The organism is Streptomyces sp. NPDC038707 (assembly GCF_040636485.1).
Lineage (GTDB): Bacteria > Actinomycetota > Actinomycetes > Streptomycetales > Streptomycetaceae > Streptomyces.
Map to the genome: position 1 here is coordinate 40,532 of NZ_JBEZUP010000025.1, position 26,014 is coordinate 66,545.

Sequence of the window (26,014 nt, forward strand, 5' to 3'; positions counted from 1 at the left end):
AGCGGTGCCAAGGCTTCGGTTCCTTCGGTTCGGCGCCTGAAACCGCCTGGTCAGAGCGGGTCCCCGGGCCGACGGCCAGGTGCCGTGCAGGGGGAATTGAAGCACCCCCGGGACAGGATCCGGGTCTCGGTCCGTGTCCTTGACGAGCCTCGCGGGACCCTGTCAGTCTCCGGGGCATGCTCACCACGGCCGCTTGCGAGTCGCGGCTCGGCACCGCCGCCCCGGCGCTCTGTCCGGGCCTCTGCCGGGCTGCCGCAGGCGCCTGAACCGAGCGTCCCGCGCCGCGGGTTCGCGCCGCTACCGTCGTCATGGCACCCGCGCGCCCCCGCTCTCCGCGTCATCCGCCTCGGCCGCACGGTTCCCGGGGCACGGTCCCTGTCTCACCTCAATTACTTCCCCTCAGGAATTAACTCCACGCAAGCCGACGTGCGTTGCTTGTGTCCACGGAAGGAAGCACACATGACCACCACAGCCCCCGCCCCCGCCGTCACCGTGCAGAAGGTCGGTGGCCGCCTCGGCGCGGTCCTCACCGGCGTCCGTCTCGGCGGCGACCTGCCCGCGGACACCGTGGCCCAGATCCGCGCGGCCCTGCTCGAGCACAAGGTCGTCTTCTTCCGCGGCCAGGACCACCTGGACGAGGAGCAGCACGAGGCCTTCGGCCGCCTGCTCGGCACGCCGGTCGCCCATCCGACCGTCCCCTCCGCCGACGGCCGCTACTCCTTCCCGATCGACTCCGACCACGGCGGCCGTGCCAACCAGTGGCACAGTGACGTGACCTTCGTCCCCGCGTACCCGGCCTTCTCCGTCCTGCGCGCCCTGGTCGTGCCCCCGTACGGCGGCAACACCCTGTGGGCCAACACCGCGACCGCGTACGCCCGGCTGCCCGAGCCGCTGCGCCGCCTCGCCGACGAGCTGCGCGCCGTGCACTCCAACGACTACGACTACGCCGCGCTGCGCCCCGACGCGCTGCCCGAGCAGTTGGCCCGGTTCCGCGAGGTGTTCACCTCGACGAAGTTCCTCACGGAGCACCCCGTCGTGCGCGTCCACCCGGAGACCGGGGAGCGGGTCCTGCTGCTCGGCAACTTCGTCCAGCGCATCAAGGGGCTGACCGCGCCGGACTCGCGTGCCCTGCTCCAGCTCTTCCAGGCGCACATCGAGCGGCCCGAGAACACCGTCCGCTGGCAGTGGCAGGCCGGCGACGTCGCCATCTGGGACAACCGGGCGACGCAGCACTACGGGGTGGACGACTCCGACGACCACGAGCGCAAACTGCGCCGGGTCACCATCGACGGTGACGTCCCGGTCGGTGTCGACGGCCGGTCCTCCGTGCTGCTGTCCCCCGAGTCGGTGCCGGACCCGGCGTTCGGCGTCGCGTCGGGTGCGTCCAGCACACCGGGCGCGTCGGGCGTCCCGGCCGCGGAGGCCGCCACCGCATGACCGTGCCCCGGCGTCCCCGCGTGATCGTGGTCCTCACCGACCAGCAGCGCTGGGACACCACGGGCGTGCACGGCAACCGGGCGGGCGACTCCCGAGTTCGGCCGGCCCGGCGAGGGCAGGCTCGTCGAGCACGCGATCACCCCCGACCCGGTGTGCGCGCCGGTCCGTCCGTCCCTCCGGACCCGCCCGTACCCGACAGCCACGGGAGTGTTCCGCAACGGTCTGCCACTCCCACGCGACGTTGTTCCTGGCTCGCCTCGGACCGGCTGGGGTTCACGTCCGACGCCCGTCGGACGGTGGTCCACGACGGGGGCGGCGAGCCGGTGCGTCCGCTTCTTCCTCTCCTGCTCGAACCGCACCACCAGAACGCGGCAGACGACTGTCCGGCGCCGCGCGGCTGCCGGGAGCGCTGACGAGGGACGGCGTGCCGCACGGGCGGGCCGTACCGTCATCCGGGCGGCTGTCCGGGCCAGGTCCAGCGGGTCGACGAGGGATCGGGTCGGCTGCGTGACGTGCTGTTCGGCCTGGGCACCGAGGACGACACCGTGCCGGCCGCGGCGGCGGTCTCGTCCGGCAGCCGCTGAGCACCGTCGGCCTGATGCCGACGCTGGTCGACGCGGCGGGGCTGGTGGTCGCCGAGGGCCTGCACGGAAGGTCCTCGCTGCCGCTGCTGCACGGGGGGCCCGATCCGCAGCGCCCGAGGCCGGTCCTCGTGCGGATCAGCGAGGACCAGATCGGGCGTCCTCTGCGCGCGGACCCATGACCGGGAGACCGAACTCCACGATCTCGCGGCGGATCCGTACGAGCTGGACAACCTGATCGGGCTGGACTCCCACGCCTCCGTAGCGGACGAGCATCAAGCCCGTGATCGCCCGTCGCGGCACCGACCCCGGTTCCGGCCTGGTCACCAAACGGCGGGTGGTCGAGCAGACGATCGCGTTGCTGCACTGGTTCGGCCGTCCGCGCATCCGGTGGGAGGTCCGCGACGACATCCACGAGGCGTTCCTCAGGCTCGCCTGCTCGCTGATCTGCCGGCGCCGCCTGCGAGCCGCATTCCGTCAGGAACTCTTGGGGGAGCTCGCCGACGCGTCCCGGCTGCGCGTCGCGGAGCTGTACTCGTCACCGAAGCCGCGGCCCTTCCGGCGTCGCTCCCACTCACGGCAGTACCCCGGTGGCCGACCGGATCCGTGGCGCACCGCACGGGGTCGCCGCCGGGGATGAGCGGTCACGGTGGACTCACCAACAGCCCTGTGCGTAGACCGCTGGCCGGGTGGGAGTGGACCACTCGGAGAAGCGCGGCGGCGATCCGGTCCGCCGCCGACCGGCGGGGTGGGCATCGCGGCCCGGATGGCGTCGGCACCCATCGCCTCCATGGCGGCCCGGGACCACTGGACGACGACACGTCGGGGGGCGGGGACGAGGCCGGTGTGGCGAGCCTGCTGGAAGGCCGCCGCGGGCACCTCCAGGCGCTTGGCGGCCTGGCCCGCGTCGTACTCGGTTCGTCGCATGAGATCACCTCGCGCTCGTTCGCCGGGAGCGGCGAACAGAAGACTCGAAAATCTGTCGATCTCCCTTTCGGCCCCGCCCCGGTCCTCGACGTTCCGCTCGCCGCCCGGATCGGCGGCGCACTGTGGCGAAAGCCGATCGGATCCGACGACATGGACGACCGCAGGACGCTGCGGCCGGCCACGCCTCTGCCAGGCGACCGGGTGTCGAGCCGTCGGCTGGGCCGGCGCCTCAGCCGGTGGGGGTGCCGATCCGGTCGCGTTCGAGTGCGGAGCGCAACTGGCGGAGGGCCTTGGCGGCGGCGGCCGTCGTGGACTGGTCGAGGGCTCCTTCGACCAGCTCGCTCAGGCCTGCGGCGAAAGTGGTCTCGGCGGCATCGAGGAGCTGTGAGCCGTCGTCCGTCAGCGCCAGAAGCGAGGACCTGCGGTCCTCCGGGTTGGTCTGGCGGACGATCCATCCCTGCTTCTCCAGGCGGTCGGCACTCTTGCTGGTCGCGCCGACGCCGATGGCGAATTCCGCGGCGAGGTCGGCCACCCGGGACCCCGGGTGCTCGCGCAGGAACCGCAGGAACTCGAACTGCGACGTCACGATCCCGTGCCGCTCGCGCAGGCGGTCGTTCAGCGCGTTGTACAGGCGCGTCTCGCAGCGGACGAGATCGGCGAAGAAGCTCTGAAGGTCGGCGAAGCCAGTTGATTTATATGCCACGGCATATAGTTTAGGGGGAGCCATTCCACAGGAGGAAGCAGATGAGCAAGGAACAGCTCGCCAAGGTCGACGCGATGCTCCGCCAGCCCCGACCTGAGGGTCAGCGCTCCGTCGAGGAGCTGCGCGCCGGGTTCAGGGCACTCATGGACACGATGATCGTGCCGGACGGTGTCCGCACCACTTCGACCACGCTCGGCGGCCGACGCGCCCTGCACGTCACACCGGACAACGGCGCGCGCCCGGGCACGATCCTGTACTTCCACGGTGGCGGCTTCGTCTTCGGCTCCCCCGAGACCGCGCTGTCGCTGACCGCGCAGCTCGTCTCGAGGACCGGGTTCGACTCGTACTCGGTGGACTACCGGCTGGCCCCCGAGCACCCGTTCCCGGCTGGTCTGTATGACAACCTGAACGCTTACCGCGCCCTCCTCGACAGCGGCCTGGACCCGTCCGCCATCGCGTTTGCCGGGGACTCCGCCGGCGGCGGCTACTCGGTCACCACCGCCTTGGCCGCCCGCGACGCGGGGCTTCCGCTGCCCGCCGCGATCGTGGCCTTCTCCCCGGGGCTGGACGCCACCCGTACCGGGGAGAGCATGACGACCAAGGACGGCATCGATCCGATCTTCACCCGCGAGGCCGTGCTGCACACCGGGGCCATGTACCTCGCCGGCCAGGACCCCGAGCAGCCCCTGCTCAGTCCGGCCCTCTTCGCCGACCTGACCGGGTTCCCCCCGCTCCTCATCCAGGTGGGCACCAACGAGATCCTCCTCGACGATTCCACCCGTCTCGCCGCCCGCGCACGCGACGCCGGAGTCGACGTCATCCTCGACATCACCGCCGGCGCCCCCCACGTCTTCCAGGCCTTCGCCGGCGGCACCCTCGACGAAGCCGACCAGGCACTCGACCGCGCCGCACTCTTCCTCACCCAGCACATCTCCACCCGCTGACGCCTCGACCGCACCAGTGCGACGGGGCATCACCCCGAGACCGCGGCCATGTCACCGGAGGGGCCCGCCCGCCCTTGCCGAGCTCCGGGCCTGCGGCTGACCGACACCGACGACGGCGCCCGGTTCTGGCGGCAGTACGCCGCCGGAGCCGGACAGCCCGCCGCCTACTGCCTCTGAACCACGAACTGGCCGGAGCCACAACGTTCTTCATCGCGGAAGACCCCGACCCGGCCCACCTCTCCTCGAGCGACGGCGCTGCCACCCAGACAGGCGTGAGTTCCCGCCCCGTAATGCCTCAGTACCTCTATGTGCTTCCGCGCGCCTGTCTGTGCTCTTCCGCGCGCTCTGCCGTCCGGAGCAGTGCCACTCGATTATGAGGTCGTCAACCGGGACTGATCGGCAGTGAGCAGTGGGGCGGTAGCCGTGTCTTCACCACGCACCGCGCTCGGTCCGCGTCGTCGGTCTGTCACTCCCGGATCCGTCGGCCTTCGGAAAGGCACCGGATGATCCTGAGACGGCGCATACCGCGCCCCTTCGCCGCCCTGGCCACGGCTCTGTTCCTCGCCGTGGCCCTCGTCCCGCTCACCGCCACCTCCGCGAGGGCGGCGACCCCGATCTGTCTCAGCGGCGCGCTCGAGTTCGACTTCCTCAACGCCGAGGAAGGGCCGTCCAAACCCCTTCGGTCCAAGTGGGCCCGCGCCGCCGGCGTCGAACTCTGGGGCAACGAGAAGCCGACCGACGCCCCCCGTCTCCTCGCCTCCGGGCTCACCAGGACCGACAACGGCGGCTTCGACCTCTGCCACGCGCCCACGACGACCACCACTATGAGCGCCCTGTGGGTGCGGTTCAACGCGCAGTACCTGAACCTCTGGAAAGTCACCGACAACTCGGGGCGCCTGTACACCTTCGACACACCGCCCCGGACGAACGTCTCGGCCAGCACGAACCTCGGCACGGTCAAGGCCCCGGCGGCCAGCTCGCGTGCCTGGCACGCCTTCAACACCGTCTTGGACCTGTACACCAGTCGCATCAATGACGTGAGCCGCTGCTGGACCGCCAAGGAGACGGACAACAACGCCTGCACCGGCGTCACCATCCGCTGGGGCGAGGAGAGCAGGGGAACAAGCTTCGACGAAGGCATCATCCAGCTCTCCGGCGCCGATCCCGACTCCCAGCACGTCACCCTGCACGAACTGGGCCACTTCTTCATGTGGGTGCTGTACGGGCGCACCTTCCCCACTGTCACCAACTGCCAGCCGCACTACGTCAACCGTGCCAGCTCCGACACGTGCGCGTGGACCGAGGGCTTCGCCGACGCGGTCTCCACCTATGTCAGCGCCGAGTACCCTCCGCGCTACGTCTTCAACGACGGAGGAAGTATCGAACTCACCTACGGCAGTGGCTGGGGCGTAGGGGACACGGTCCAGGGCAACGTGGCCGGCTCGCTGATCGACCTGAGCTACTACCACGACGCCGGCTGGGACCGGACCATCAACGTGCTCGCCTGGAAGCGGCCGTCCACCTTCGCCGAGTACTTCAACCTGGCCCGGCCCGGCGCCTATCCGCCGCTGGCCACCACCGGCCCGGTGCTCGACAAACTGCTCAAGCACGCCATCGACTACGGACCCACCATCATCGGTGACGGCAAGTACCACACCTTCACCAACGGCAGCGGGCTGGCGCTGGAGCACGCCGACGGATGCAGTGTTCCCCGGGACGCTTCGAACGTCTACCTCGCCTCCCTCGACTCCAGTCGGCCCCAGCAGCGCTGGAAGGTCGACTCGAACCCGGACGGCACGGTGACGATCACCGACGGCTGTCCCACGCCGCTCGTCCTCACCCAGATGGGCAACAGCCAGTCCTATGTCACCGCCAGACCCGCCTACAGGAACCCAAGTGACAAGACGTGGAAGGGCATCAAAGCCAACGGGGCTCTGCGGTTCACGGACCCGTGGGGCTACAGCACTCTCGACACACCGGGGGGCGTCTACTCGGGATCCACTGTCACTCTGAAATCGGGAGGCAGTGCGAACTCCCAGTCCTGGGTGGCCATGCCCTGACATCTCCCGCGGGTGACGGACCCCGCCGTACTCCCGGGCGGGGCTACGGCGAGGTTCGTCGCGTGCGGTGCGAGCGGCATATGTCAGAGCGATGCCGAACCCGCCGCCCGCGCGGACCGGGGCCTGCGGCTTGCCAGCCCGCCTGTACAACTGCGGGACGCGGTTCACCGACGAACGCTGGGTGGCCGCCGAGAAGTCGCATGGGGGAGCCCCGTCGCACAGCCGCCCGCAGGCTGTTCTCCCGGATCGATTCCCCCGCCAGGCAAGTGCCAGAGACCCGGCTCGAAAACGGGCGAAGCGTCCGACAGCCGGGCCGACAGCAGCCGATCGCCTTCCACGGCGATTGCGTACGCCGAAACGCGCGTTCCCACCTGAGTGTTCAGCAACGGTGTCTGTGGTGACGGATGGTCAGGTCAGGGTCTGTGTCCACGCCCAGCCGCTGCCGGCGATGCAGGTCCGCTCGTTCGCGGGCGGCTTCTCGGCACGGTCGCCGCGCGGGTGTCACCTCGCGACGGTCCGCGTACCGCCGGGCCCGGTCAGGGGGAGCGCGATCGCTTCGGCGCCGCTTTTTTGACCTGGGGATCAAAAACCGTGTTAGTGTTCTGATCATGGGAAGGCCCAAGCAGTTCGATCCGGACGCGGCCGTCGATCAGGCCATGCAGGTGTTCTGGCGGAAGGGGTATGCCGGAACCACCCCGCAGGACCTCGTCGACGCGCTCGGCATCGGCAAGGGTAGTCTCTACAACGCCTTCGGCAGCAAGCACGCCCTGTTCGAACGGGCGCTCCGCCGCTACCGTGACAGCCAGGCCGTCCTTCTCATGGAGATGCTCGAAGAGCGCGGCCCGGTCAAGGCGCGGCTGCGCAAGGCCCTGGAGTTCCTCGCCGAACTGGACCTTGCCGACCCCGACCGCCGGGGCTGCATGGCCGTGAACACGGCGGCGGAACTGGCGCGTACGGACCAGACGGCGGCGGAACTCGTCCGGCGCATGTTCGACCGGACGGAGGACGCCTTCCGGGCGCTGATCGAGGAGGGGCAGCGCGCGGGAGAGATCGCGCCCGAGCGGGATCCAGCGGCGCTGGGCAGCCTGCTGCTGAACACGGTCGTGGGCCTGCGCCTCATGGCACGTATCGCCGAAAGCCCTGACCGACTCGTTCGAGTGATCGACGCGACCGTCGAGTCCCTCTGATCCGAACCGTAGCGCTCGCTCCTCCCTGAGCGCGCGCTGCCGATTTTTTGTACCTATAGTTCAAGAACTGGAGCGTCATGCATCTCGACCTCGCTTCCAAGACGGCCGTCGTCACCGGTGCCGGCCGGGGCATCGGACTCGCCACCGCGCGGGCCCTGACGGCCGAAGGCGTCCGCGTCATGGGCGCGGCCCGCACCATCACGCCCGAACTGAAGGAGACCGGCGCGTACACGGTGTCGGCCGACCTGAGCACGGCCGACGGCGTCGCCACCCTCATGGACAGCGCCTTCGCCGAGCTGGGAGGCATCGACCTGCTGGTCAACAACGTCGGCGCCGGGGACGACGTGGAGCCCGTCGGCTTCCTCGACACCGATGACACCCAGTGGTCCCGCATACTCGACCTCAACCTGCTCAGTGCGGTCCGGGTCACCCGCGCCGCCCTGCCCAGCCTGATCGAGCGCCGCGGATCGATCGTCAACGTCTCCTCCATCAACTCCCGGCTGCCCGCCGCCGGCCCGGTCGCCTACAGCGCGGCCAAGGCGGCCCTCGCCGCACTGGGCAAGTCGCTGGCCGAGGAGTTCGGTCCCCAGGGCGTGCGCGTGAACACCGTCTCCCCCGGAGTGGTCCGCACCTCCATCTGGGACGACCCCCAAGGCTTCGGCGCCAAGGTGGCGGCTGGGGCCGGCGCCGAGCACGCGGCCTTCCTCGAGCGGATCCCGGAGGCCTTCGCCATCACGACCGGCCGGATCACCGAACCCGAAGAGGTGGCGGCCCTGATCACGTTCCTGCTCTCCGGTATCGCCGGCAACATCACCGGCGCCGACTACGTCATCGACGGTGGCACGGTCAAAACGCTCTGACCGATCCCTCGGACGATCGCCTTCTCCTCCATCAGGCACTCCAGTTCCGCGTCCGAAACCGGGTGCAGCGTGTCCAGGAGGTGGCGCAGGGCCGGTTCGTCCAGGGTCCGGCTGGTGATCTGGGCCTCCGCGGTGCCGTGCCGGCCGGTGAGGGTGACGTGGTGGCCGCCGTCGGGCAAGGGCCGGAGCATGCGCATCTCGCCGCGCTCGTTCATCACGCAGGTCACGTCCTTCTCGGGGGGCGGGGGCCATGGCACGCGGGGCGAACGGCTTCCGGATGCCGAGGGTCGCGTAGCCGCCCCAGCGGATGAGGTGGTGTTCGACGGTGAAGGAGGCGGGCCCGTCCCCCCAGCAGGCCCTGGCGGTACCGGCACTACCCCGCCTCCAGCCACCTGCTACGCAGCGACCGCATCCTCGACGACGAGGTCCATGCGGCAGGCGGTGATGCTCGGATGCTCTGCGAGCTGTTCGGCCTCAGCGTCCAGGCCGCCACTCGCTGCACCGCCACGGGGGATTTTCCCCCGAGTGACTCCCAGCCGCCGCCGCAAGGCCCCGGGCCGGCCGAACGTCTCGGCCGGTCTGCCGGACCCCCTGCCTCACGTCAGGACTGGGACCAGGACGGCCGGCGGCGCGGTGAAGAGCGTCATGGCGCTGAAGCACACGAAGCCGCCGCGTCCGATGGCGGCGGAGATGGGCGCTCCTCCCTCGCGGGCGACGTCGTATCCGATCAGACCTGCGATGGCGGAGACCGCGGCGAGGGTGACCAACGCCAAGAACAGGGTCGGGAGGTTCTGTACGCTCACGCCCGGCGGCGGTGGTGAGCTTCAGCCGCTCGGCGATCTCGGTGTCGGGGAAGCCCATGATCGTCAGGCGCACGACCGCCTGCGTGCGCGGCGCCTGATCTTCGAGGAGCCTGGAGGAGCCCGCCGATGCCGGCTTCGTTCGCGGTGTCCTCGGTGAAGCCGTGCACGGCGTGCAGGCGGGCCCAGCTGACCCGCTGCCTGGCCCACCTCACGTACGCGCGCCTGAACACCCTCACGCGCCGGACGATGAAGTACGACATCAGGCTGCAGGCGCCGCAGGGGGCGTTCTCAGGCTCGCCCGCTCGCTGATCCGCCGGCGCCGCCTGCGAGCCGCATACCGTCAGGAAAACTCTAAGCGGATGCGCGCCGCACCAGCTCCGTGGGAAGGATCACCGCCGCCGGGTCCTCACCGCCGAGCTGGGCGAGCAGCACCCGGACCATCTCGCTGCTGATCCGGTCCCACGGCTGGCGGATCGTGGTGAGCGCCGGCGTCGCGGCGGTGGCCGCCGGGGAGTCGTCGAAACCGCCGACGGCGATGTCCTCCGGCACCCGCTTCCCGGCCCGGTGCAGGGCCGCCAGCACGCCCTGCGCCATCAGGTCGGAGGCGACGAACACGGCGTCCATGTCGGGCGCCTGGGCCAGCAGCCGCTCCGCCCCCGCCTCACCGCTGGCCCGGCTGTAGTCGCCGGAGACGACGAGCCGCTCGTCGGCCGGAAGGCCCGCCTCGGCGAGCACCTCCCGGTACCCGGCGAGCCGCTCCACACCACCGGGGGTGTCCGGCGGACCGGTGACCACGCCGATCCGGCGCCGCCCCAGCGACAGCAGGTGCCGCACCATGTCCCGGGCACCGTCCCGGTCGTCGGCGGCGACATAACTCACCTTCGAGCCCAGGCCGATGGGCTTGCCGCAGGCGACCAGCGGCACGCCCGCCGCCCGCAGCTCCTCGGCGACCGGGTCGCCGGAGTGGCTGGAGACCAGCAGCACCCCGTCGACATGCCCGGCGGTGATGTACCGCGTGATCCGGCGCCGTTCGTCCCGCGTGCCCGCCAGCATCAGCAGCAGCGGGATGTCGTGCGCGGCCAGCGCCTGGGTGCAACCGCGCAGCAGCACATTAAAGTTCGGGTCTTCGAAGAACCGCTCCTGCGGCTCGGTCAGCAGGAAGCCGACCGAGTCCGAACGCCCCGTGATCAGCGAACGGGCGTGCCGGTTCACGACGTATCCGGTCCTGCGGATCGCGGCGTTGACCGCCTCCTGCGCGGCAGGGCTCACATAGTGCCCGCCGTTGAGCACCCGCGAGACGGTGCCGCGCGAGACCCCGGCCTCGCGCGCCACGTCGTGGATCGTCGGTGCCCTGCGCCGGCCCCCCGTATTGCTCATGGTCATGACTTTACGGCCCCGGACAGCAGATCCAGGCTCCAGAACCGCTGGATGACCAGGAACAGCGCGATCAGCGGAAGCACCGCGAGGAACGCGCCGGTGATCACCAGCGTGTACAGCGCGGGCGTGTTCGCCCCCTGCTCCAGCAGCGTGTAAAGGCCCAGCGTCAGCGGGAACTTCTCGTCGTCGCTGAGCATGATGTACGGCAGCAGGAAGTTGTTCCACACCGCGACGAACTGGAACAGGAACACCGTCACCATGCCGGGGATCATCATCGGCAGCGCGATCCGGGTGAAGATCCGCCACTCGCTCGCCCCGTCCATCCGCCCGGCCTCCACCACGTCGGCCGGCACGGCGGCGGACGCGTAGATCCGGGCCAGGTAGACCCCGTACGGGGAGAGGATCTGCGGCAGCAGCACGGACAGGTAGGAGTCCGTGAGGTCGGCCTTCGCCAGCAGCAGGTACTGCGGGATCGCGAGGATCACCGGCGGCATCAGCACGCCCGCGAGCAGGACGTTGAACATCGTCTCGCGGCCCCTGAAGCGGTACGTGGCGAGCGCGTAGCCGCTGAACGCCGACACCGCGGTGGACAGCAGGGCGCCCAGACCGGCGTACAGCGCGGAGTTGCCCATCCACGTCCAGTAGACCCCGCCCCGGTAGGCGTCGAGATCCCTGATGTTGTCGGCGAAGCCGGTGCCGGGCAGGAACGTGAACGTGGAGAACAGCTCGTGCCCGGACTTGGTCGACGCGATCACCACCCAGGCGACCGGCAGCAGGGTGTAGACCGCGCCGAGCAGCAGGGTGACCGTCGGCACCAGCGCGATCCGGCGGCGCAGCGGCGGGCGCCGCGCCGTGCCGGGGGTGGTGCCGGCGGCCGGGGCCGCCTCGTGGACGGCGAGAGCACTCATCGCGCCCCTCCTTGACTGACGTCCCGCTTGTCGCGGCGGTTCGATGCCCGCAGGAACCCGAACGACAGCAGCAGCGTGACCACGGCGATCAGCGTCGCCTCGGCCGCCGCCGAGTACATGTCGTTGCGGCCGAAGGCGTCCTGGTACACCTTCATCAGCGGACTCCAGGTCGTGTTGACCGAGTTGGTGAGCGGCTTCAGGGTGGTCGGCTCGTTGAACACCTGGAGCGTCGCGATGATCGAGAAGAAGAAGGTCAGCACCAGCGAGGGCGCCACCATCGGGATCTTGATCCGCAGCGCGATCTGCAGCGGGGTGGCGCCGTCCAGCCGCGCCGCCTCGTACACCTCGGCCGGGATCGACCTGAGCGAGGTGTAGATGACGATCATGTTGAAGCCGGTGCCGCCCCACACCGCGATGTTCGACAGGGCGAGGTAGAGCGGGCCGCCGTCGAGCAGGTCCGGCTGCGGCAGGCCCAGCTTGTCGAGCACGAAGTAGAACGGGCTGACGTCCGGCAGGTACAGGAAGCCCCACAGCAGCGCGGCCACCACGCCGGGGATGGCGTACGGCAGGAAGATCGCGAGCCGGGTGAACGGGGCGAGGCGCACCTTCTCGGAGTCCAGCATCAGCGCGAACAGCAGGGCGAGGCCGAGCATCACCGGGACGACGACGCAGCCGTAGCCGAGCACGCGCAGCGCGCCGTGCAGCAGCTCACTGTCCTGGAAGGCCGCGCGGTAGTTCTCGAGGCCGGCCCAGACCTCGTGCCGCGCACCCGAGCCCAGGCCGAGCCCGGAGACACGCACCTTGCGGAAGCTGAGCCACACCGCGTAGCCGATGGGCAGCGCGAAGAAGAGGGCGAACAGGAGCGTGGCGGGGATGAGGAAGGTGTAGGGGGCCGCCTTGACCCCGTACCCCCTCCGCGTGGCGGAGCTGCTCACCGGGAAACCCCGAAGCCCTGCTTCTTCATGTCGGCGACCGTGTCGTCCTGCATCTTCTTCAGGGCGGCGGCGAAGTCCGACTTGTTCTTGGCGGCGGCGCCGAAGGCGTCCTTGAAGGACGTGTAGGCGACGTTCACGTTCGGGCCCCAGGACGCGGGCGCGGTGGTCTTCGCGATGTCGGCGGCCTTGGTGTAGAAGTCCGGCTGGTTGGAGAAGTACGCCGGCGGGTTGGAGAAGGCGCCGCTGAGCTGGGCGGAGGTGGACGCCGGGTAGATGCCGCCCTCCTTCGCCAGCGCGTTCAGGGCGTCGTGGTCGGTGTTCAGCCAGACCGCGAACTTGGCGGCGGCCTCCTGGTGCGCGGAGTCGGTGGTGACCGCCGTGGAGGAGCCGCCCCAGCTGCCGGTGACGTCCTGCTCGACCGACCACTGGGGGAGCGGGGCCATGGCCCACTTGCCCTTGGTGTCCGGCGCGGCCGTGTTCAGCGTGCCGGGCGCCCACACGGCACTGACCCAGGCGATCTGCTTGCCGGTGTTCAGCGCCTTGTTCCAGGAGGGGGTGTACATCGGCTGGTTGTCGATGACGCCCTCCTTGACCAGGCCGCCCCAGAACTGGGCGACCTTCCGGGTGGCCGCGTCGTCGATGCCGACCTTCCACTTGTCGCCGGAGGTGGTCCACCACTTGGCGCCGGCCTGCTGGGCGAGGCCCGCGAAGAGACCGGAGTCGTTGGCGGAGAAGGTGGTCAGGTCCTTGTCCGGCGCCTTCTTCTTCAGTTGGCGGGCGGTCTCGGCGAACTGCTCCCAGGTGGTGGGAACCTTGAGGCCGTACTGCTTGAAGAGGTCCTCGCGGTAGTAGAACATCATCGGGCCGATGTCCTGCGGCACCGCGTAGACGGCGTCCGTGCCGAGCGTGGTCTGCTGCCAGACGCCCTCGGCGAACTTGTCCTTGACGCCGTCGACGTCGTCGGACACATCGGCCAGGGCGTCGTTGCTGACCAGCGTCGGCAGTGCCTGGTACTCGGCCTGCACCAGGTCGGGGGCCTTCTTCGCCTTGTGCGCGGTGAGGATCTTGGTGACCAGCGTGTCGCCGGACGCCTGCTTCTTCACCGTGACGGTGATCTGCTCCTTCTTCCCCGGCCCCTTGTTCCACAGGTCGACGACCTTGTCCATGCCGGGTGTCCAGGTCCAGTACGTCAGCGACACGGGACCCGACTCGGCCTTGCTGTCGTCCCCGGAGCCACAGGCGGCGAGGGCGGTGGCGCCGAGCGACACGGCGACGGCGGTTGTCACGAGGCGACGGCGCTTCGTGTGCGGCATGGTTTCTCCCCTGACCCGGGTCCCCGCCCGCTGCGGGGACCTGTCGTGCGTTGTGCACGCTCACATGACCCGGGCCCCCGCCTGCCGGGAACCCCTGCCATGCTTCTGTGAGCGTTCACAGTAGAGAAACATCCCGGACACTTGTCAATGGTTGTTGCTGTGCGGTTATGTTGGGCGCGCACCGCCGCTGCTGTGTGTGCGCGTTCCCATTTGATCGATTTCCCGGGAGAGATCCATGCCGGACACCGCCCCCAGGGGCCTCACGAGGCTCGCCTTCGGCGGGGACTACAACCCCGAGCAGTGGCCGGAGTCCGTCTGGCGGGAGGACGTCCGGCTGATGCGGGAGGCCGGCGTCACGATGGTGAGCGTCGGCATCTTCTCCTGGGCACTGCTGGAACCGGCGCCGGGGGAGTACGACTTCGGCTGGCTCGACCGGATCCTCGGCCTGCTGCACGAGGGCGGCATCCGCGTCGACCTCGGCACCCCCACCGTGGTGCCGCCCGTCTGGTTCTACCGCGCCCACCCCGAGGCCCTGCCGGTCACCGCCGACGGCGTGCGCTACGAATTCGGCTCGCGCGGCGCGATCTGCCACAGCAACGCCGACTACCGCGCCGCCGCCGCGGACATCACCACCCGGCTCGCCGAGCGCTACGGCGACCATCCCGCGCTGGCCATGTGGCACGTCCACAACGAGTACGGCGTCCCCGTCTCCGCCTGCTACTGCGACTCCTGCGCGGCCCGCTTCCGCCGCTGGCTCGCGGACACCTACGGCACCGTGGACGCGGTCAACGAGGCCTGGGGCACCGCGTTCTGGGGCCAGCGCTACACGGACCTGGAGCAGATCAACCCGCCCCGCACCACCCCGACCGTGGGCAACCCCGGCCAGGCCCTGGACTACAAGCGGTTCACCGACGCCGTCATCCGGGAGAACTTCCGCGCCGAACGCGACATCCTGCACCGCCTGTCACCCGGCGTCCCGGTCACCACCAACTTCATGACCGCCCTCAGCCAGTGCGATTCCATGGACTACTGGGCCTGGGGCCGCGAGGTCGATCTCGTCACCAACGACCACTACCTGATCACCGACGGCCGCCGCACCCACGTCAACCTCGCGATGGCCGCCGACCTCACCCGCTCGGTCGCCGGCGGCGCCCCCTGGCTGCTGCTGGAGCACTCCACCTCCGGCGTCAACTGGCAGCCCCGCAACCCCGCCAAGGCACCCGGCCAGATGGCCCGCAACTCCCTCGCCCATGTCGCCCGCGGCTCCGAGGGCGCGATGTTCTTCCAGTGGCGCCAGTCCCGGCGCGGCGCCGAGAAGTTCCACTCCGCGATGGTCCCGCACGGCGGCACCGACACCCGCGTCTGGCGCGAGGTGGTCGAACTCGGCGCCTCAGTCGACGCGTTGAGCGAGATCCGGAGCACCCGCACCGAGGCCGACGCCGCCATGCTGTGGGACTGGCAGTCCTGGTGGGCGCAGAACCTGGACTGGCGCCCCAGCGAGGACCACGACGCCCGCGAACGCGCCGACTCCTTCTACGAGGCCCTCTACGACCGCCACCTCACCGTCGACTTCGCCCACCCGGAAGCCGGCCTGTCCGCCTACCCGCTGGTCGTGGTGCCGGCCCTGTACCTGATGACCGAGGCCGCCGGGCGCAACGTCCGGGAGTACGTCGAGAACGGCGGCACGCTCGTCGTGTCGTACTTCTCCGGCATCGTGGACGAACACGACGCCGTGCACGAGGGCGCCTACCCGGGCGTGCTGCGCGAGGTCCTCGGACTGACCGTGGAGGAGTTCTCACCGCTGCTGAAGGACCAGCGGGTGCGGCTGACCGGCCCGGACGGACCCGGACCGACCGGCGACGTGTGGACGGAGTCCGTCGTCCCGCGCGGCGCCGAGACCGTGTGGCACTACGCCGACGGGCTCACCGCGGGCCGCCCGGCCGTCACCCGGCACCGGCTCGGCCGCGGCACCGCCTGGTACGTCTCCACCCGCCTCGACACCCAGGGCCTGGACGCGCTGCTCGGCCGGGCGGCCGACGACGCCGGACTCGCCCCGCGCGCCGAACTGCCGCGCGACGTCGAGGTCGTACGCCGCAGCGGCGAGTCGGGCACCTACCTCTTCGTCATCAACCACACCGCCGGCGACACCAAGGTGCCGCTGGCTTCGCCCGGCACCGAGCTGCTGACGGGCGAACGCGCCGCGGGCCGCCTCGCGGTCCCGGCGGGCGCCGTCCGGGTCGTGCGACTCGACGGCTGAGCCGACTCCCCTCCGCCCGTGCGAGCCGTGGGAGCCGCGGGCGGAGGGGTCTCCTCCGGCCCCACCGCGGGAGGAGCCTCTCCCCAGTTACGTCGAAGGGACGACGGACGATGAAGTTCCATCCCAGACGCACCATCACCGCCCTGCTGCCGCCGCTCGCGGCCGGGCTCGCCCTCACCGCCCTGCCCGCCCAGACCGCCCAGGCCGCGAGCACGCTGACCAACGGCGGCTTCGAGTCCGACGGCACGGGCGCGGCCGTGCCCGCCGGCTGGTCGGAGTACGGCGACACCGGCGCCTCCTACACCGAGGCCGGCGGCCTCGGCGGGAGCTACCGCCTCAGCCACTACTCGGCGTCCGCCTACAAGGTGGAGACCTACCAGTACCTGTCCGGGCTGGCCAACGGGAACTACACGCTGACCGCGTGGGTGCGCTCCGGCGGCGGACAGAAGGCCGCGTACATGGCGCTCAAGAACTGCGGGGGCGCCGAACAGCGCACCGATCTGCCGGTCTCGTCCAGTGGATGGATCCGGATCGTCACGCCGGTCAAGGTGAGCAACAACCAGTGCACCATCAGCGTCAACAGTGACGCGAACGCGGGCAACTGGATCAACGTCGACGACCTGACCTTCACGCCCGGCACCACGGGTACCTCCATCCACGGCGCCGACATCTCGTCCCTCGCCAAGAGCGAGGCCAAGGGCGGTGTCTACCGGACGGGTCCGGGCACCGCCGGCGACGCGCTCCCCATCCTCACGTCGTACGGCATGAACTACGCGCGCCTGAAGGTGTGGGTGAACCCCGCCGACGGCTTCAACGACAAGGCGCACGTCCTGGCGATGGCCAAGCGCGTCAAGGCCCAGGGCATGAAGCTGCTGGTGGACTTCCACTACTCGGACACCTGGGCCGACCCGGGCGCCCAGAAGAAGCCGGCCGCGTGGTCGGGTCACACGTACAGTCAGCTCAAGACCGACGTGTACACCCACACGTACGACGTGCTGAACGCCTTGAAGGCGCAGGGCACCACCGCCGACATGGTCCAGGTGGGCAATGAGATCAACGGCGGCATGCTGTGGTCCGAGGGGTCGACGGACAACTGGACCCAGCTCGCGGGGTTGCTCAACTCCGGCTACAGCGCCGTCAAGGCGGTCAACCCGTCCACCCTCGTCGCCCTGCACCTGGCCAAGGGCGGGGACAAGGCCGGCACCGAGTGGTGGTTCGACAACGCGGTCGCGCAGGGCGTGAAGTTCGACGTGATCGGCCTGTCGTACTACGGCTACTGGCACGGCGCGCTCTCCGACTTCCAGACCACCCTGGACGACGCGGCCGCCCGCTACGGCAAGCCGGTGTTCGTCGCCGAGACGGCCTACCCCTTCCGTCTCGACAGCGACGACGCGCTCACCAACCAGATCGACACCACCGGCGAACTCGTCCCCGGCTACCCGGCGACCGTGGCCGGCCAGACCAAGTGGATGAACGACGTGACGAGCATCGTGGAGGCCGTCCCGAACGGCCGCGGACTCGGCGTCTTCTACTGGGAGGCCACCTGGACCGCCGTCCCCGGCAACGGCTGGGACCCCGCGGACGCCGGCTCCGGCAACGGCTGGGAGAACCAGGCCCTCTTCGGCTACGACGACAGGGCACTCTCCTCCATGACGTGGTTCAGCCACCGCTGAGCCCCGGACACCGGGCCCGGTCACCGCGCGGCGACCGGGCCCCCGCCACGGGCCTGGGGCGTCACACCGCCGTTGGGAACAGGGCCGTTCCTTACCGGACAACGGCCGCCGAGTCCCGGACGCGCCGGCGTCGCCCGGGCCACAGTGGGAACACTGCGTACGAGGAGGCCGCGGGCGGGAGGCGGACGGATGACGGTGACTTCCCCGGGGACCCCCACGGGCCGGGTACGGCTGACCATCCTGGAGTGGCTCAAGGACCCGGCCGCGTACTTCCCGGCCGGGCGCCGCCGCGACCTCGCCGCCACCGGCGTCACCGCGCGGGCCGTCGCCGCCAAGCTGGGCCTGCCCCCGCGCACCGTGCGCGCCCACCTCGACCTCCTCGCCCGCCTCGGCGTCCTGCGCACCCGCCGGATCCGCTGCCGCGTCCACTACCGGCGCGACGAGACCCGCGTCGCCGAGGTGGCCCGACTGTTCGACAAGGGCTGGTGACGGAGGTGTACGCCCGTGACGACCGCACCCGACGGTGAGAAGGTTCCGCCCATGGAGCGACCGGCGGAACTCGTGCCGCTGCACTACGTCTCCCTGGGCGCCCGCGGCCCCGAGGACGTCGTCCCCGACGCGCGGGGGCGCGTGCTGACCGGCGTGGCCGACGGCCGGATCCTGCGCGTCCACCACCTCGGCGACCCGCGCACGGCCCGCACCGAGGCGCTGGCCCGCACCGGCGGCCGGCCGCTCGGACTGGAACTCCTCCCGGACGGCGACCTGGTGGTGTGCGACGCCGAACGCGGCCTGCTGCGCGTGGGCACGGACGACGGCACCGTCCGCGTCCTCGCCGACTCGGTGGCGGGGGAGCGGCTCCGCTTCTGCAGCAACGCCGTCGCCCTCCCCGACGGCACCCTGTACTTCACCGTCTCCAGCCGCCGCTACCCGCACGACCGGTGGATCGGTGACATCGTCGAGCACACCGGCACCGGACGCCTGCTGCGGCTGCCCCCACAGGGCGGCGAGCCCGAGGTCCTGCTGGAGGGGCTGCGGTTCGCCAACGGCCTCGCCGTCGCGGCCGACGGCTCCTTCCTGGTGGTCGCCGAGACCGGCGCCCGCCGGCTGATCCGCTACCGGCTCACCGGCCCCCGCGCCAGGCATGCCGAACCCTTCGCCGACCTGCCCGGCATGCCGGACAACCTCTGGCGCGAGGGGGCCGACGGCCCGGTGTGGGTCGCCCTGGCCAGTCCCCGGGTGCCCCCGCTGGACCTGCTGCACCGCACCCCGCCGGCCGTCCGCCGCGGCGCCGCCCGGGCCGCCGTGCGCCTGCCGTACCGCCCGAGCGGCACCGCCGGCGTCGTCGCCGTGGACGACGAGGGACGCGTCGTCCACCACCTCACCCGCCGCCGGTCCGGCTTCCGCATGGTCACCAGCGTCTGCGTCACCGGCGACCACCTGGTACTGGGCAGCTTCCTGGAGCCCGGCGTCGCCGTCTGCGCGCGGCCCGCCGCCCGCTGACCCGGCGGTACGCTGGGGCCCGGCCTCGACCGCCCGAAGGGGCACGGGCCGGCAGAGGAGAAGCGACCCATGACAGCCCCGGAAACGGAGACCCGCGGCGTCCGCCCCGCACCACCCCGGCGGACCGAGTGGCGTACACAGGCGCCCGTCGTCGCGGCCGTGGCGGCCGGCGGCGCGCTCGGCGCGACGGCCCGCTACGCGCTCACGCTCGCCTGGCCCGCGCCCCCCGGCCACTTCCCCTGGGCCACCTTCTGGACCAATGTCTCCGGCTGCGCCGCCATGGGCGTCCTCATGGTGCTCGTCACCGACGTGTGGGCCGCCCACCGCCTGCTGCGCCCGTTCCTCGGCACCGGCGTGCTCGGCGGCTACACCACCTTCTCCACCTACGCGGTCGACATCCGGCAGCTGACCGGCGCCGGCCGCCCCGGCCCGGCACTCCTCTGTCTGGCCGCCACACTGTGCGCGGCCCTCGCGGCGGTGTGGCTCGCCTCGGCCGCCACCCGCCGGGTCCTCGCCGGGAGGCAGCGACGATGACCTGGGAGACCGCGGTGACCCCCCGCACCCCCCGCACCCGCCGCGCCCTGCGGCTGACCGTCTACGCCGGCGAGAACGCCACCTGGCACCACCGGCCCCTGTACTCCGAGATCGTGCACCGCGCGCACGCCGCGGGACTCGCCGGCGCCAGCGTCTTCCGGGGCATCGAGGGCTACGGCGCCTCCTCGCGCATCCACACCTCCCGCCTGCTGTCCCTGAGCGAGGACCTGCCGGTCGCGGTGGTCGTGGTGGACGCCGAGGAGCGGATCCGGGCGTTCCTGCCCCGGCTAGGCGAACTGGCCGGCCGGTGCCTGGTGACCCTGGACACGTGCGAGGTCGTCCGGTGGGAAGAAGGGGCTTCCCGCGGCCCGGACGAGACGGATCCGGAGGGTAAGAAGTCGTTGTGAACTGGCTGCTGGTCGTCGTGGGCGCCATGGTCGGCGCCCCCCTGCGCTATCTCACCGACCGCGCCGTGCAGGCCCGGCACGACTCGATCTTCCCCTGGGGCACCTTCGTGGTGAACGTGACCGGCTGCCTGGTCCTCGGGCTGGTCACGGGCGCCGCCTCCGCCGGGGCCGCCGGGCCCCACCTGAGGCTCCTGCTCGGTACCGGGCTGTGCGGCGCGCTGACGACGTACTCGACCTTCTCCTACGAGACCCTCCGGCTGACCGAGGCCGGCTCGGGCCTCTACGCCGCCGGGAACGTCGTGGCGAGCGTGGCGGCGGGGCTCGCCGCGGCTTTTACCGGTGTCTCACTCGCCGGGCTCCTGTGGGCGTAGGCGGATGCCGCGCGGCCCCGAACGGTGGGTACTGTCCACAGCACTGTCGACCCACTCTTCCCCAGAACTGGATCCCATGAGCGCCATCTCCGTCGGTCAGGCCGTCGTCCTCGGAGTAGTCGAGGGGGTGACCGAGTTCCTCCCGGTGTCCTCCACCGGACACCTCAAGATCGCCGAAGGACTCATGGACATCCCCGTCGACGACTCGTCCGTCGTCGGGTTCTCCGCCGTCATCCAGGTCGGCGCCATCGCCGCCGTGCTGGTGTACTTCTTCAAGGACATCCGGCGGATCGTCACCGCCTGGTTCCGCGGCCTGGGCAACCGCGAGGAGCGCTACCACCACGACTACAAGTTCGCCTGGTGGGTGATCGCCGCCACCGTCCCGATCGTGGTGGTGGGCCTCGCCGCCAAGCCGCTGATCGACGGCCCGCTCGCCTCGCTGTGGGTGGTCGCCGGCTCCCTGATCGTCGGCTCCGGCGTGATGTGGGCCGCCGACCAGATGGGCCGGCACAAGCGCGGCGAGGACGACACGTCCTTCAAGGACGCGATGTGGGTCGGCTGCTCGCAGATCCTCGCCCTGCTCTTCCCCGGCTTCTCGCGCTCCGGCGCCACCATGTCCACCGCGCTCATCCTGGACCTGGACCGCGTCGCCGCCACCCGGCTGTCCTTCTTCCTCGGCATCCCCGCCCTGACCGGCGCCGGCCTGTACGAGCTGAAGGACGCCCTGGGTGCCGGGGTCGGCGCCGCCCCGCTCGCCGTCGGCACGATCGTGTCGTTCGTCGTCGCCTACGCCTCCATCGCCTGGCTGCTGAAGTTCGTCGCCAAGCACTCCTTCAACGCCTTCGTGATCTACCGGATCGCCGTCGGCGTGCTGCTGCTCGGCCTGCTCGGCACCGGCACGCTCGGCAGCTGAACCGACCGCTGTTCCCCCACGGGGTGCGGATGCCTGTATTCAGGTACCGCACCCCGTGAATCTTTTCTTACCGGGTGCCTTGACAGGGCGCGTCCGTACCCCGCACGATCGCTCCGTGAACCTGTCAGACAGCCAGACAGGTGGTCTCGTTCCCCGGCGCGTCAGCGCCATGGAAGCGGTACTCGGCCACCTCCGCGGCGCCATCGAGAGCGGCCGGTACGCCATCGGTGACAAGCTCCCCTCCGAGGCCGAGCTGTGCCGCGCCCTGGAGGTCTCCCGGCCCGTGCTCCGGGAGGCGCTGCGCGCGCTGCAGACCATGGGGCTGACGGTCTCCCGCACCGGAAAGGGCACCTTCGTCGTCGCGAGCACCGTCGAGGAACCCACCTTCGGCGACTACGCGGCCAGCGACCTGCTGGAGGTCCGCCGCCACATCGAGATCCCGGTCGCCGGCTACGCGGCCCTGCGCCGCACCCCGGAGAACCTGGACCACCTGGCCCACCTGCTCGACCGCATGGAGCGGGAGACCGACACCACCGCCTGGGTCGCGATGGACACCCTCTTCCACCTCGCCGTGGCCGAGGCCGCCCAGAACCCGGTCTTCCGCCGGGTCATCGAGGAGATCCGCGACGCCCTGGCGCGCCAGTCGGCCTTCCTCAACGAACTGGGCGGCCGCCGCGAGCAGTCCGACCGCGAGCACCGGGCGATCGTCGAGGCACTGGCCGACGGCAGCGAGCACGCCGCGGCCGAGGCCATGAGCCACCACCTGGACCGCGTCGAGACGACGCTCACCGACATCGTCCGTCCCCAGCGGACGGCCCCCCGGGCGGGAGGGGGAGCCGAGGCGTGAGCGGACAGCACCTCGGCGGCCTCCGCGTCCTCGGTGCGGCCCCGGACCACGTGGGTTCCGCCGGCGCATCCGAGACCGCCCTCCCCCTCGCGGCGACCGGCGACCTCGCCACCCCGGCCAGAGCCACGGACCGTCACCCGCTCTCCCGGCGGAAAACCCGCCGTGACGGCCAGGCCCGGCCGGCCCCCGGGCTGCCGGACCTCCCCCGGACCGGGCGTGGGGCGCCGGCGTTCCCCGCCTGCGTCACAGTCCCCCTGTACGCCGACGGCGGCGCCGGACGCACCACCGTGCTCCGTCCGCCACCGCTCGTCGCGACGCCGGGCGCGGGCCGGCACACCGTCCGCGCCCGCGTCACCCGCACCTCCACCGGCGCCGGCGCGTGACCCGCGTTCCGGCCGACCCCGACCGATACAGGCAGTGATGCACACCAGTTCCCCCGCCGACGCCCCCGTCGTCCGCGCACCCCGCCACGCCCCCGTCGCCCACCTCGTGCGCGGCGGGGTCGTCGAGGGCATCCACTACGGCTCCGTCGTCGTCCTCGGTCCCGACGGCCGGACACGGTTCCAGCTCGGTGACACAGAAGCGGCCTGCTACCCGCGCTCGGCCCTCAAGCCCGTCCAGGCCGTGGCCATGGTCCGGGCCGGGCTGCCGCTCGACGGCGAACTGCTGTCGCTGGCCGCCGCCAGCCACTCCGGCGAGGAGCGGCACCTGGCCGGCACCCGGCGCATCCTGGAACTCGCCGGCCTCACCGAGGACGACCTGCGCAACGTGCCCGACATGCCGTTCGACCCGGTCGTCCGGGACGCCTGGGTGCGCGAGGGCCGCATGCCGTCGCGGCTCGCCCAGAACTGCTCCGGCAAGCACGCCGCCATGCTGTGGACGGCCCAGCTCAACGGCTGGTCCCTGGACGACTACCTGGACCCGGCACACCCGCTCCAGCGGAAGATCGCCGCCACCGTCGAGGAACTGACCGGTCAGCGGGTCGCCCGGGTCACCGTGGACGGCTGCGGCGCCCCGCTGTTCGCCGTCTCCCTGCACGGCCTCGCCCGCGCCCTCGCCCGGATCACCACGGCCGCCCCCGGCACCCCCGAGGCCCGGGTCGCCGACGCGATGCGCGAACACGCCGAGATGGCCTCCGGCTCCGGCCGGGACGTCGCCGCGCTCATGCGGGCCGTGCCCGGACTGCTCGCCAAGGACGGCTTCGAGGGCGTCCAGGTCGCGGCGCTGCCCGACGGCACGGCCATCGCCGTGAAGATCGCCGACGGGGCGAACCGGGCGCGGATCCCGGTGGCCGCGGCGGCGCTCGTGCGGGCCGGCGTCGACCCCGCGCTGCTCACCGAGTTCGCCGGGGAGCCACTGCTCGGCGGCGGGGAACCGGTGGGAAGCGTACGGCTCGCGCCGGCCCTGGACCCTGCTCGCGCCCTGACCCGCGCCTAATCCGTGTAGAGGTAGAGACGCCAATAACTGGAGGAGGAATTCCGGGTGCACGAGTAGAGGTAGCCGGAGGCCTCCCCGGCTGCCCGACACTGGGCGAGCGACGGGTAGATCATGGGGATCTCCGTCCTTGACAGGGACAGCGGCATCCCGCGACCGGCCGTGATGGTCGTGCTCGCGTCGATGGGCGTGGTCGCCGCCTGCGCGGAGGCGGCAGCACCCCCTGTCACCAGGGCGGCTCCCAGTGCGAGGCTGGTGAGCCACAAGCGCTTACGCATACGTGTGTCCGTTTCGGTTGTGTGGATGATGCGTACGGATCCGCAGCACTGCGGGGGCCGCTGCGGCAGCCCGCCCCCCAGGGGCCCGGGACAGCCGGGCCCCTGGGAGTGCCGCGTGCTTACGAGTCGGTGTCCACGTACAGCCCCCAGGCCTTGCGGGTGCTGTTCCACCTGCAGTCCCACCAGCTGTAGGCGGAGTTCGCTCCGTCGGCCTCGCACCGTGCCAAGGTGGTGTACCAGCCGACGTTGACGATGCTCAACGCGGTGATCGGTGCGGCTGTCGTCGTGCTGCTTCCGACGGACGCGGGAGCGGCCTGCGCGGGAGCGGCCAGGCCGCCCAGCGCAAGCGCGGACCCGAGGGCCGCGCCGGCGAGAACATTGCGCACGCGCATGACTCATCCTTCTCTCTCGACGGTTGGACTCTCGCGTGTCCACGGGCCCGTGCCTGACCTGCCTCACACCCAGCCGGCTCATCGCCGGACGCGGCACGCATGCCCGGGACAACGGCCCAGAGCCTTCCCATGACGGTGAGCGCGCACAAGCCACTCGGGTGTTCGTGAACGTTCGGGTCAGTCCCGACCAGCCCTCGGACACTGCCGGACAGCGGATCCCGAACATGGCCGGGCACCGCGACTGGTTGACGAATTCGCCGTGGTCGCAAACCGTGACCCTCCCCTTACGGTGAGGGCATGGGACAAGAGGCAGGCAGCGACGACGTCCAGGCACCCCCCGATGTGCCGCATCCGGACCAGTCCCGCACCGCCGCTGAGTTCACCGCGGCGTTGCGTGTGCTACGCATCTATTCAGGGTTGTCCTACCGGCAACTGGAGGGAAAAGCCTCGGCGCGCGGCGACGCGCTGGCCTCCAGCACGATCGCGACCACTCTGGGGCGCGCCACGCTGCCCCGTGAGCCGTTCGTCGCCGCGTTCACCCGCGCGTGCGGACTCAGTGAGGCCGAGGTCCAGCGGTGGCTCGACGCTCGCCGACGCCTGGCCGTGGCTCAGCAATCCCCCGGCCCCCGTGCCGATCCTGTCCCGCCGGACTCCGAGGAGCAGCGGACACCCCGTACGGACGCACCGGACCGCGAGCGGCAGCGCGGCCACCGGTACCGGCACCTGCGCTTGGTCGCGGCCGCGGCGATCGGCGCCGCGGTGGCCCTGGGCGCACAGACACTGCTGTCACCTCCGTCCGCACCCGACAGCACGACAAGCACCGCTCGCCCCGTGCGCCACCTGCCCCTTCTGGCGGTCGGCAGCTGGGCGCAGATCCACCCCGCCCGCACCCCGCGGCTGTGCGTCACCGAAGGGCGGGACCGGACGCACCGCTACGCCACGGCCATCGCCGCCCAGTCCCCCTGCTCACAGGCCGTCCTGCCCCGCACTTACATAGAACCCGTCGGCGAGAACCTGATCCAGATCCAGTGGCACCATCCGAAGCACGGTGTCGGCTGCCTGACCCTTTTACGCCAGGGGCCCGGCCGCGACCTGATCGAACCCAGGGACGACGGCTGTGCCGAGGACGACCCCGCACAACAGTTCCGGATCGAACTCATCGGCCCGCCGGCCTCGGCGCACTTCCGACTCCGCCCCGCCGCCACGGGCCAGTGCCTCTCCGTTCGCGGCCAGGACACCGCTGCGGGGGCCGAGATCGTCGAAAGTCCCTGCTCGGGCGCCCGCGACCAAGAATTCCTCATCACCCTGATACCGCCCGCATGACCACGCCTTTGCGGCCTGCTGCGCAGGGCCGGCAAAGAAGGCCGGCAGGC

Annotated in this window: 30 protein-coding genes and 1 pseudogene; 21 read left to right on the plus strand and 10 right to left on the minus strand. The window is 71.3% G+C overall.

Features of this window, described 5'->3' with window-relative positions; all coding sequences use genetic code 11:
• Positions 1–459 precede the first annotated feature (459 nt).
• From AB0E62_RS28110 to AB0E62_RS28120, 3 genes and pseudogenes are all read left to right on the plus strand, one after another.
• A complete protein-coding gene (locus AB0E62_RS28110; RefSeq protein ID WP_362199586.1) occupies positions 460–1,437 on the plus strand; it encodes a TauD/TfdA family dioxygenase in 978 nt (325 codons plus the stop codon).
• A gap of 598 nt (positions 1,438–2,035) precedes the next feature.
• On the plus strand, positions 2,036–2,200 hold the full coding sequence (locus tag AB0E62_RS28115) for a hypothetical protein (RefSeq protein ID WP_362199589.1): 165 nt from the start codon (positions 2,036–2,038) through the stop codon (positions 2,198–2,200).
• Positions 2,201–2,292: 92 nt separating this feature from the next.
• Positions 2,293–2,469 (plus strand): annotated as a pseudogene (locus AB0E62_RS28120) (IS5/IS1182 family transposase); the annotation flags it as partial.
• Positions 2,470–3,174: 705 nt separating this feature from the next.
• Here AB0E62_RS28120 and AB0E62_RS28125 read toward each other — a convergent pair.
• Entirely contained in the window at positions 3,175–3,648 is a 474-nt protein-coding gene (locus tag AB0E62_RS28125) for a MarR family transcriptional regulator (protein ID WP_362199592.1), read from the minus strand.
• Positions 3,649–3,689: 41 nt separating this feature from the next.
• Here AB0E62_RS28125 and AB0E62_RS28130 point away from each other — a divergent pair, with 41 nt between their 5' ends.
• The 3 genes from AB0E62_RS28130 to AB0E62_RS28140 all read left to right on the plus strand — a co-directional run bounded on the left by AB0E62_RS28130 (position 3,690) and on the right by AB0E62_RS28140 (position 6,652).
• Positions 3,690–4,592, plus strand: a complete 903-nt coding sequence (locus AB0E62_RS28130; RefSeq protein ID WP_362199595.1) for an alpha/beta hydrolase — start codon at positions 3,690–3,692, stop codon at positions 4,590–4,592.
• Between the two features lie 48 nt (positions 4,593–4,640).
• Positions 4,641–4,769, plus strand: a complete 129-nt coding sequence (locus AB0E62_RS28135; RefSeq protein ID WP_362199598.1) for a hypothetical protein — start codon at positions 4,641–4,643, stop codon at positions 4,767–4,769.
• 326 nt (positions 4,770–5,095) lie between these two features.
• Positions 5,096–6,652, plus strand: a complete 1,557-nt coding sequence (locus AB0E62_RS28140) for a hypothetical protein (protein WP_362199601.1) — start codon at positions 5,096–5,098, stop codon at positions 6,650–6,652.
• 164 nt (positions 6,653–6,816) lie between these two features.
• On the opposite strand, the gene AB0E62_RS28145 is transcribed toward AB0E62_RS28140, so the two are convergent.
• Positions 6,817–7,023 (minus strand): NUDIX domain-containing protein, encoded by a 207-nt coding sequence (locus tag AB0E62_RS28145; protein WP_362199814.1) that lies wholly within the window; start codon positions 7,021–7,023, stop codon positions 6,817–6,819.
• A 237-nt stretch (positions 7,024–7,260) separates the two neighbouring features.
• Here AB0E62_RS28145 and AB0E62_RS28150 point away from each other — a divergent pair, with 237 nt between their 5' ends.
• Together AB0E62_RS28150 and AB0E62_RS28155 are read left to right on the plus strand one after the other, a co-directional pair.
• Entirely contained in the window at positions 7,261–7,839 is a 579-nt protein-coding gene (locus AB0E62_RS28150; protein ID WP_362199604.1) for a TetR/AcrR family transcriptional regulator, read from the plus strand.
• A 77-nt stretch (positions 7,840–7,916) separates the two neighbouring features.
• The gene (locus AB0E62_RS28155) at positions 7,917–8,699 is read left to right on the plus strand and encodes an oxidoreductase (RefSeq protein WP_362199607.1); all 783 of its coding nucleotides are present in this window, start codon (positions 7,917–7,919) and stop codon (positions 8,697–8,699) included.
• Here the strand turns inward: AB0E62_RS28155 and AB0E62_RS28160 are convergent.
• Together AB0E62_RS28160 and AB0E62_RS28165 are read right to left on the minus strand one after the other, a co-directional pair.
• Positions 8,663–8,917 carry a hypothetical protein gene (locus tag AB0E62_RS28160; protein WP_362199611.1) on the minus strand — a complete coding sequence of 85 codons (255 nt, stop codon included), beginning with the start codon at positions 8,915–8,917 and terminating at the stop codon, positions 8,663–8,665. The genes AB0E62_RS28155 and AB0E62_RS28160 overlap by 37 nt on opposite strands.
• Positions 8,918–9,295: 378 nt before the next feature.
• Positions 9,296–9,502: a hypothetical protein gene (locus AB0E62_RS28165; protein WP_362199614.1), complete on the minus strand. Its 207-nt coding sequence runs from the start codon at positions 9,500–9,502 to the stop codon at positions 9,296–9,298.
• 126 nt (positions 9,503–9,628) lie between these two features.
• Here AB0E62_RS28165 and AB0E62_RS28170 point away from each other — a divergent pair, with 126 nt between their 5' ends.
• On the plus strand, positions 9,629–9,811 hold the full coding sequence (locus tag AB0E62_RS28170) for a hypothetical protein (RefSeq protein ID WP_362199617.1): 183 nt from the start codon (positions 9,629–9,631) through the stop codon (positions 9,809–9,811).
• A 42-nt stretch (positions 9,812–9,853) separates the two neighbouring features.
• On the opposite strand, the gene AB0E62_RS28175 is transcribed toward AB0E62_RS28170, so the two are convergent.
• The 4 genes from AB0E62_RS28175 to AB0E62_RS28190 are packed head-to-tail and all read right to left on the minus strand — an operon-like array spanning position 9,854 to position 14,035.
• A complete protein-coding gene (locus AB0E62_RS28175) occupies positions 9,854–10,885 on the minus strand; it encodes a LacI family DNA-binding transcriptional regulator (protein WP_362199620.1) in 1,032 nt (343 codons plus the stop codon).
• A complete protein-coding gene (locus AB0E62_RS28180) occupies positions 10,882–11,787 on the minus strand; it encodes a carbohydrate ABC transporter permease (protein ID WP_362199623.1) in 906 nt (301 codons plus the stop codon). The genes AB0E62_RS28175 and AB0E62_RS28180 overlap by 4 nt, the downstream gene beginning before the upstream one ends.
• Positions 11,784–12,722, minus strand: a complete 939-nt coding sequence (locus AB0E62_RS28185) for a sugar ABC transporter permease (protein ID WP_362199626.1) — start codon at positions 12,720–12,722, stop codon at positions 11,784–11,786. Before AB0E62_RS28185 ends, AB0E62_RS28180 begins: the two co-directional genes overlap by 4 nt.
• The gene (locus tag AB0E62_RS28190) at positions 12,719–14,035 is read right to left on the minus strand and encodes a sugar ABC transporter substrate-binding protein (protein WP_362199629.1); all 1,317 of its coding nucleotides are present in this window, start codon (positions 14,033–14,035) and stop codon (positions 12,719–12,721) included. The genes AB0E62_RS28185 and AB0E62_RS28190 overlap by 4 nt, the downstream gene beginning before the upstream one ends.
• Positions 14,036–14,270: 235 nt before the next feature.
• Between AB0E62_RS28190 and AB0E62_RS28195 the strand changes: the two genes are divergently transcribed.
• From AB0E62_RS28195 to AB0E62_RS28245, 11 genes are all read left to right on the plus strand, one after another.
• A complete protein-coding gene (locus AB0E62_RS28195; protein ID WP_362199632.1) occupies positions 14,271–16,292 on the plus strand; it encodes a beta-galactosidase in 2,022 nt (673 codons plus the stop codon).
• A gap of 110 nt (positions 16,293–16,402) precedes the next feature.
• Positions 16,403–17,965, plus strand: coding sequence for an arabinogalactan endo-1,4-beta-galactosidase (locus tag AB0E62_RS28200; protein WP_362199635.1), 1,563 nt, complete (start codon positions 16,403–16,405; stop codon positions 17,963–17,965).
• A gap of 189 nt (positions 17,966–18,154) precedes the next feature.
• Positions 18,155–18,454: a helix-turn-helix domain-containing protein gene (locus AB0E62_RS28205; RefSeq protein WP_362199638.1), complete on the plus strand. Its 300-nt coding sequence runs from the start codon at positions 18,155–18,157 to the stop codon at positions 18,452–18,454.
• A gap of 51 nt (positions 18,455–18,505) precedes the next feature.
• Entirely contained in the window at positions 18,506–19,465 is a 960-nt protein-coding gene (locus tag AB0E62_RS28210; protein ID WP_362199817.1) for an SMP-30/gluconolactonase/LRE family protein, read from the plus strand.
• Positions 19,466–19,534: 69 nt separating this feature from the next.
• Positions 19,535–19,999: a fluoride efflux transporter CrcB gene (gene crcB, locus AB0E62_RS28215; RefSeq protein WP_362199641.1), complete on the plus strand. Its 465-nt coding sequence runs from the start codon at positions 19,535–19,537 to the stop codon at positions 19,997–19,999.
• On the plus strand, positions 19,996–20,406 hold the full coding sequence (locus AB0E62_RS28220; RefSeq protein WP_362199644.1) for a DUF190 domain-containing protein: 411 nt from the start codon (positions 19,996–19,998) through the stop codon (positions 20,404–20,406). The genes crcB (AB0E62_RS28215) and AB0E62_RS28220 overlap by 4 nt, the downstream gene beginning before the upstream one ends.
• Positions 20,403–20,777 carry a fluoride efflux transporter CrcB gene (crcB, locus tag AB0E62_RS28225; protein ID WP_362199647.1) on the plus strand — a complete coding sequence of 125 codons (375 nt, stop codon included), beginning with the start codon at positions 20,403–20,405 and terminating at the stop codon, positions 20,775–20,777. Before AB0E62_RS28220 ends, crcB (AB0E62_RS28225) begins: the two co-directional genes overlap by 4 nt.
• A 76-nt stretch (positions 20,778–20,853) precedes the next feature.
• A complete protein-coding gene (locus AB0E62_RS28230) occupies positions 20,854–21,690 on the plus strand; it encodes an undecaprenyl-diphosphate phosphatase (protein WP_362199650.1) in 837 nt (278 codons plus the stop codon).
• Positions 21,691–21,859: 169 nt separating this feature from the next.
• Entirely contained in the window at positions 21,860–22,537 is a 678-nt protein-coding gene (locus AB0E62_RS28235; protein WP_362199820.1) for a FadR/GntR family transcriptional regulator, read from the plus strand.
• Positions 22,534–22,920: a hypothetical protein gene (locus AB0E62_RS28240; protein WP_362199653.1), complete on the plus strand. Its 387-nt coding sequence runs from the start codon at positions 22,534–22,536 to the stop codon at positions 22,918–22,920. The genes AB0E62_RS28235 and AB0E62_RS28240 overlap by 4 nt, the downstream gene beginning before the upstream one ends.
• A gap of 37 nt (positions 22,921–22,957) precedes the next feature.
• Positions 22,958–23,974 (plus strand): asparaginase, encoded by a 1,017-nt coding sequence (locus AB0E62_RS28245; RefSeq protein WP_362199656.1) that lies wholly within the window; start codon positions 22,958–22,960, stop codon positions 23,972–23,974.
• On the opposite strand, the gene AB0E62_RS28250 is transcribed toward AB0E62_RS28245, so the two are convergent.
• Positions 23,971–24,249 carry a hypothetical protein gene (locus AB0E62_RS28250; protein WP_362199659.1) on the minus strand — a complete coding sequence of 93 codons (279 nt, stop codon included), beginning with the start codon at positions 24,247–24,249 and terminating at the stop codon, positions 23,971–23,973. The genes AB0E62_RS28245 and AB0E62_RS28250 overlap by 4 nt on opposite strands.
• Before the next feature lie 119 nt (positions 24,250–24,368).
• Entirely contained in the window at positions 24,369–24,641 is a 273-nt protein-coding gene (locus AB0E62_RS28255) for a hypothetical protein (RefSeq protein WP_362199662.1), read from the minus strand.
• Positions 24,642–24,938: 297 nt separating this feature from the next.
• Here AB0E62_RS28255 and AB0E62_RS28260 point away from each other — a divergent pair, with 297 nt between their 5' ends.
• On the plus strand, positions 24,939–25,964 hold the full coding sequence (locus AB0E62_RS28260; protein ID WP_362199665.1) for a helix-turn-helix domain-containing protein: 1,026 nt from the start codon (positions 24,939–24,941) through the stop codon (positions 25,962–25,964).
• The last annotated feature ends 50 nt before the right edge of the window (positions 25,965–26,014 follow it).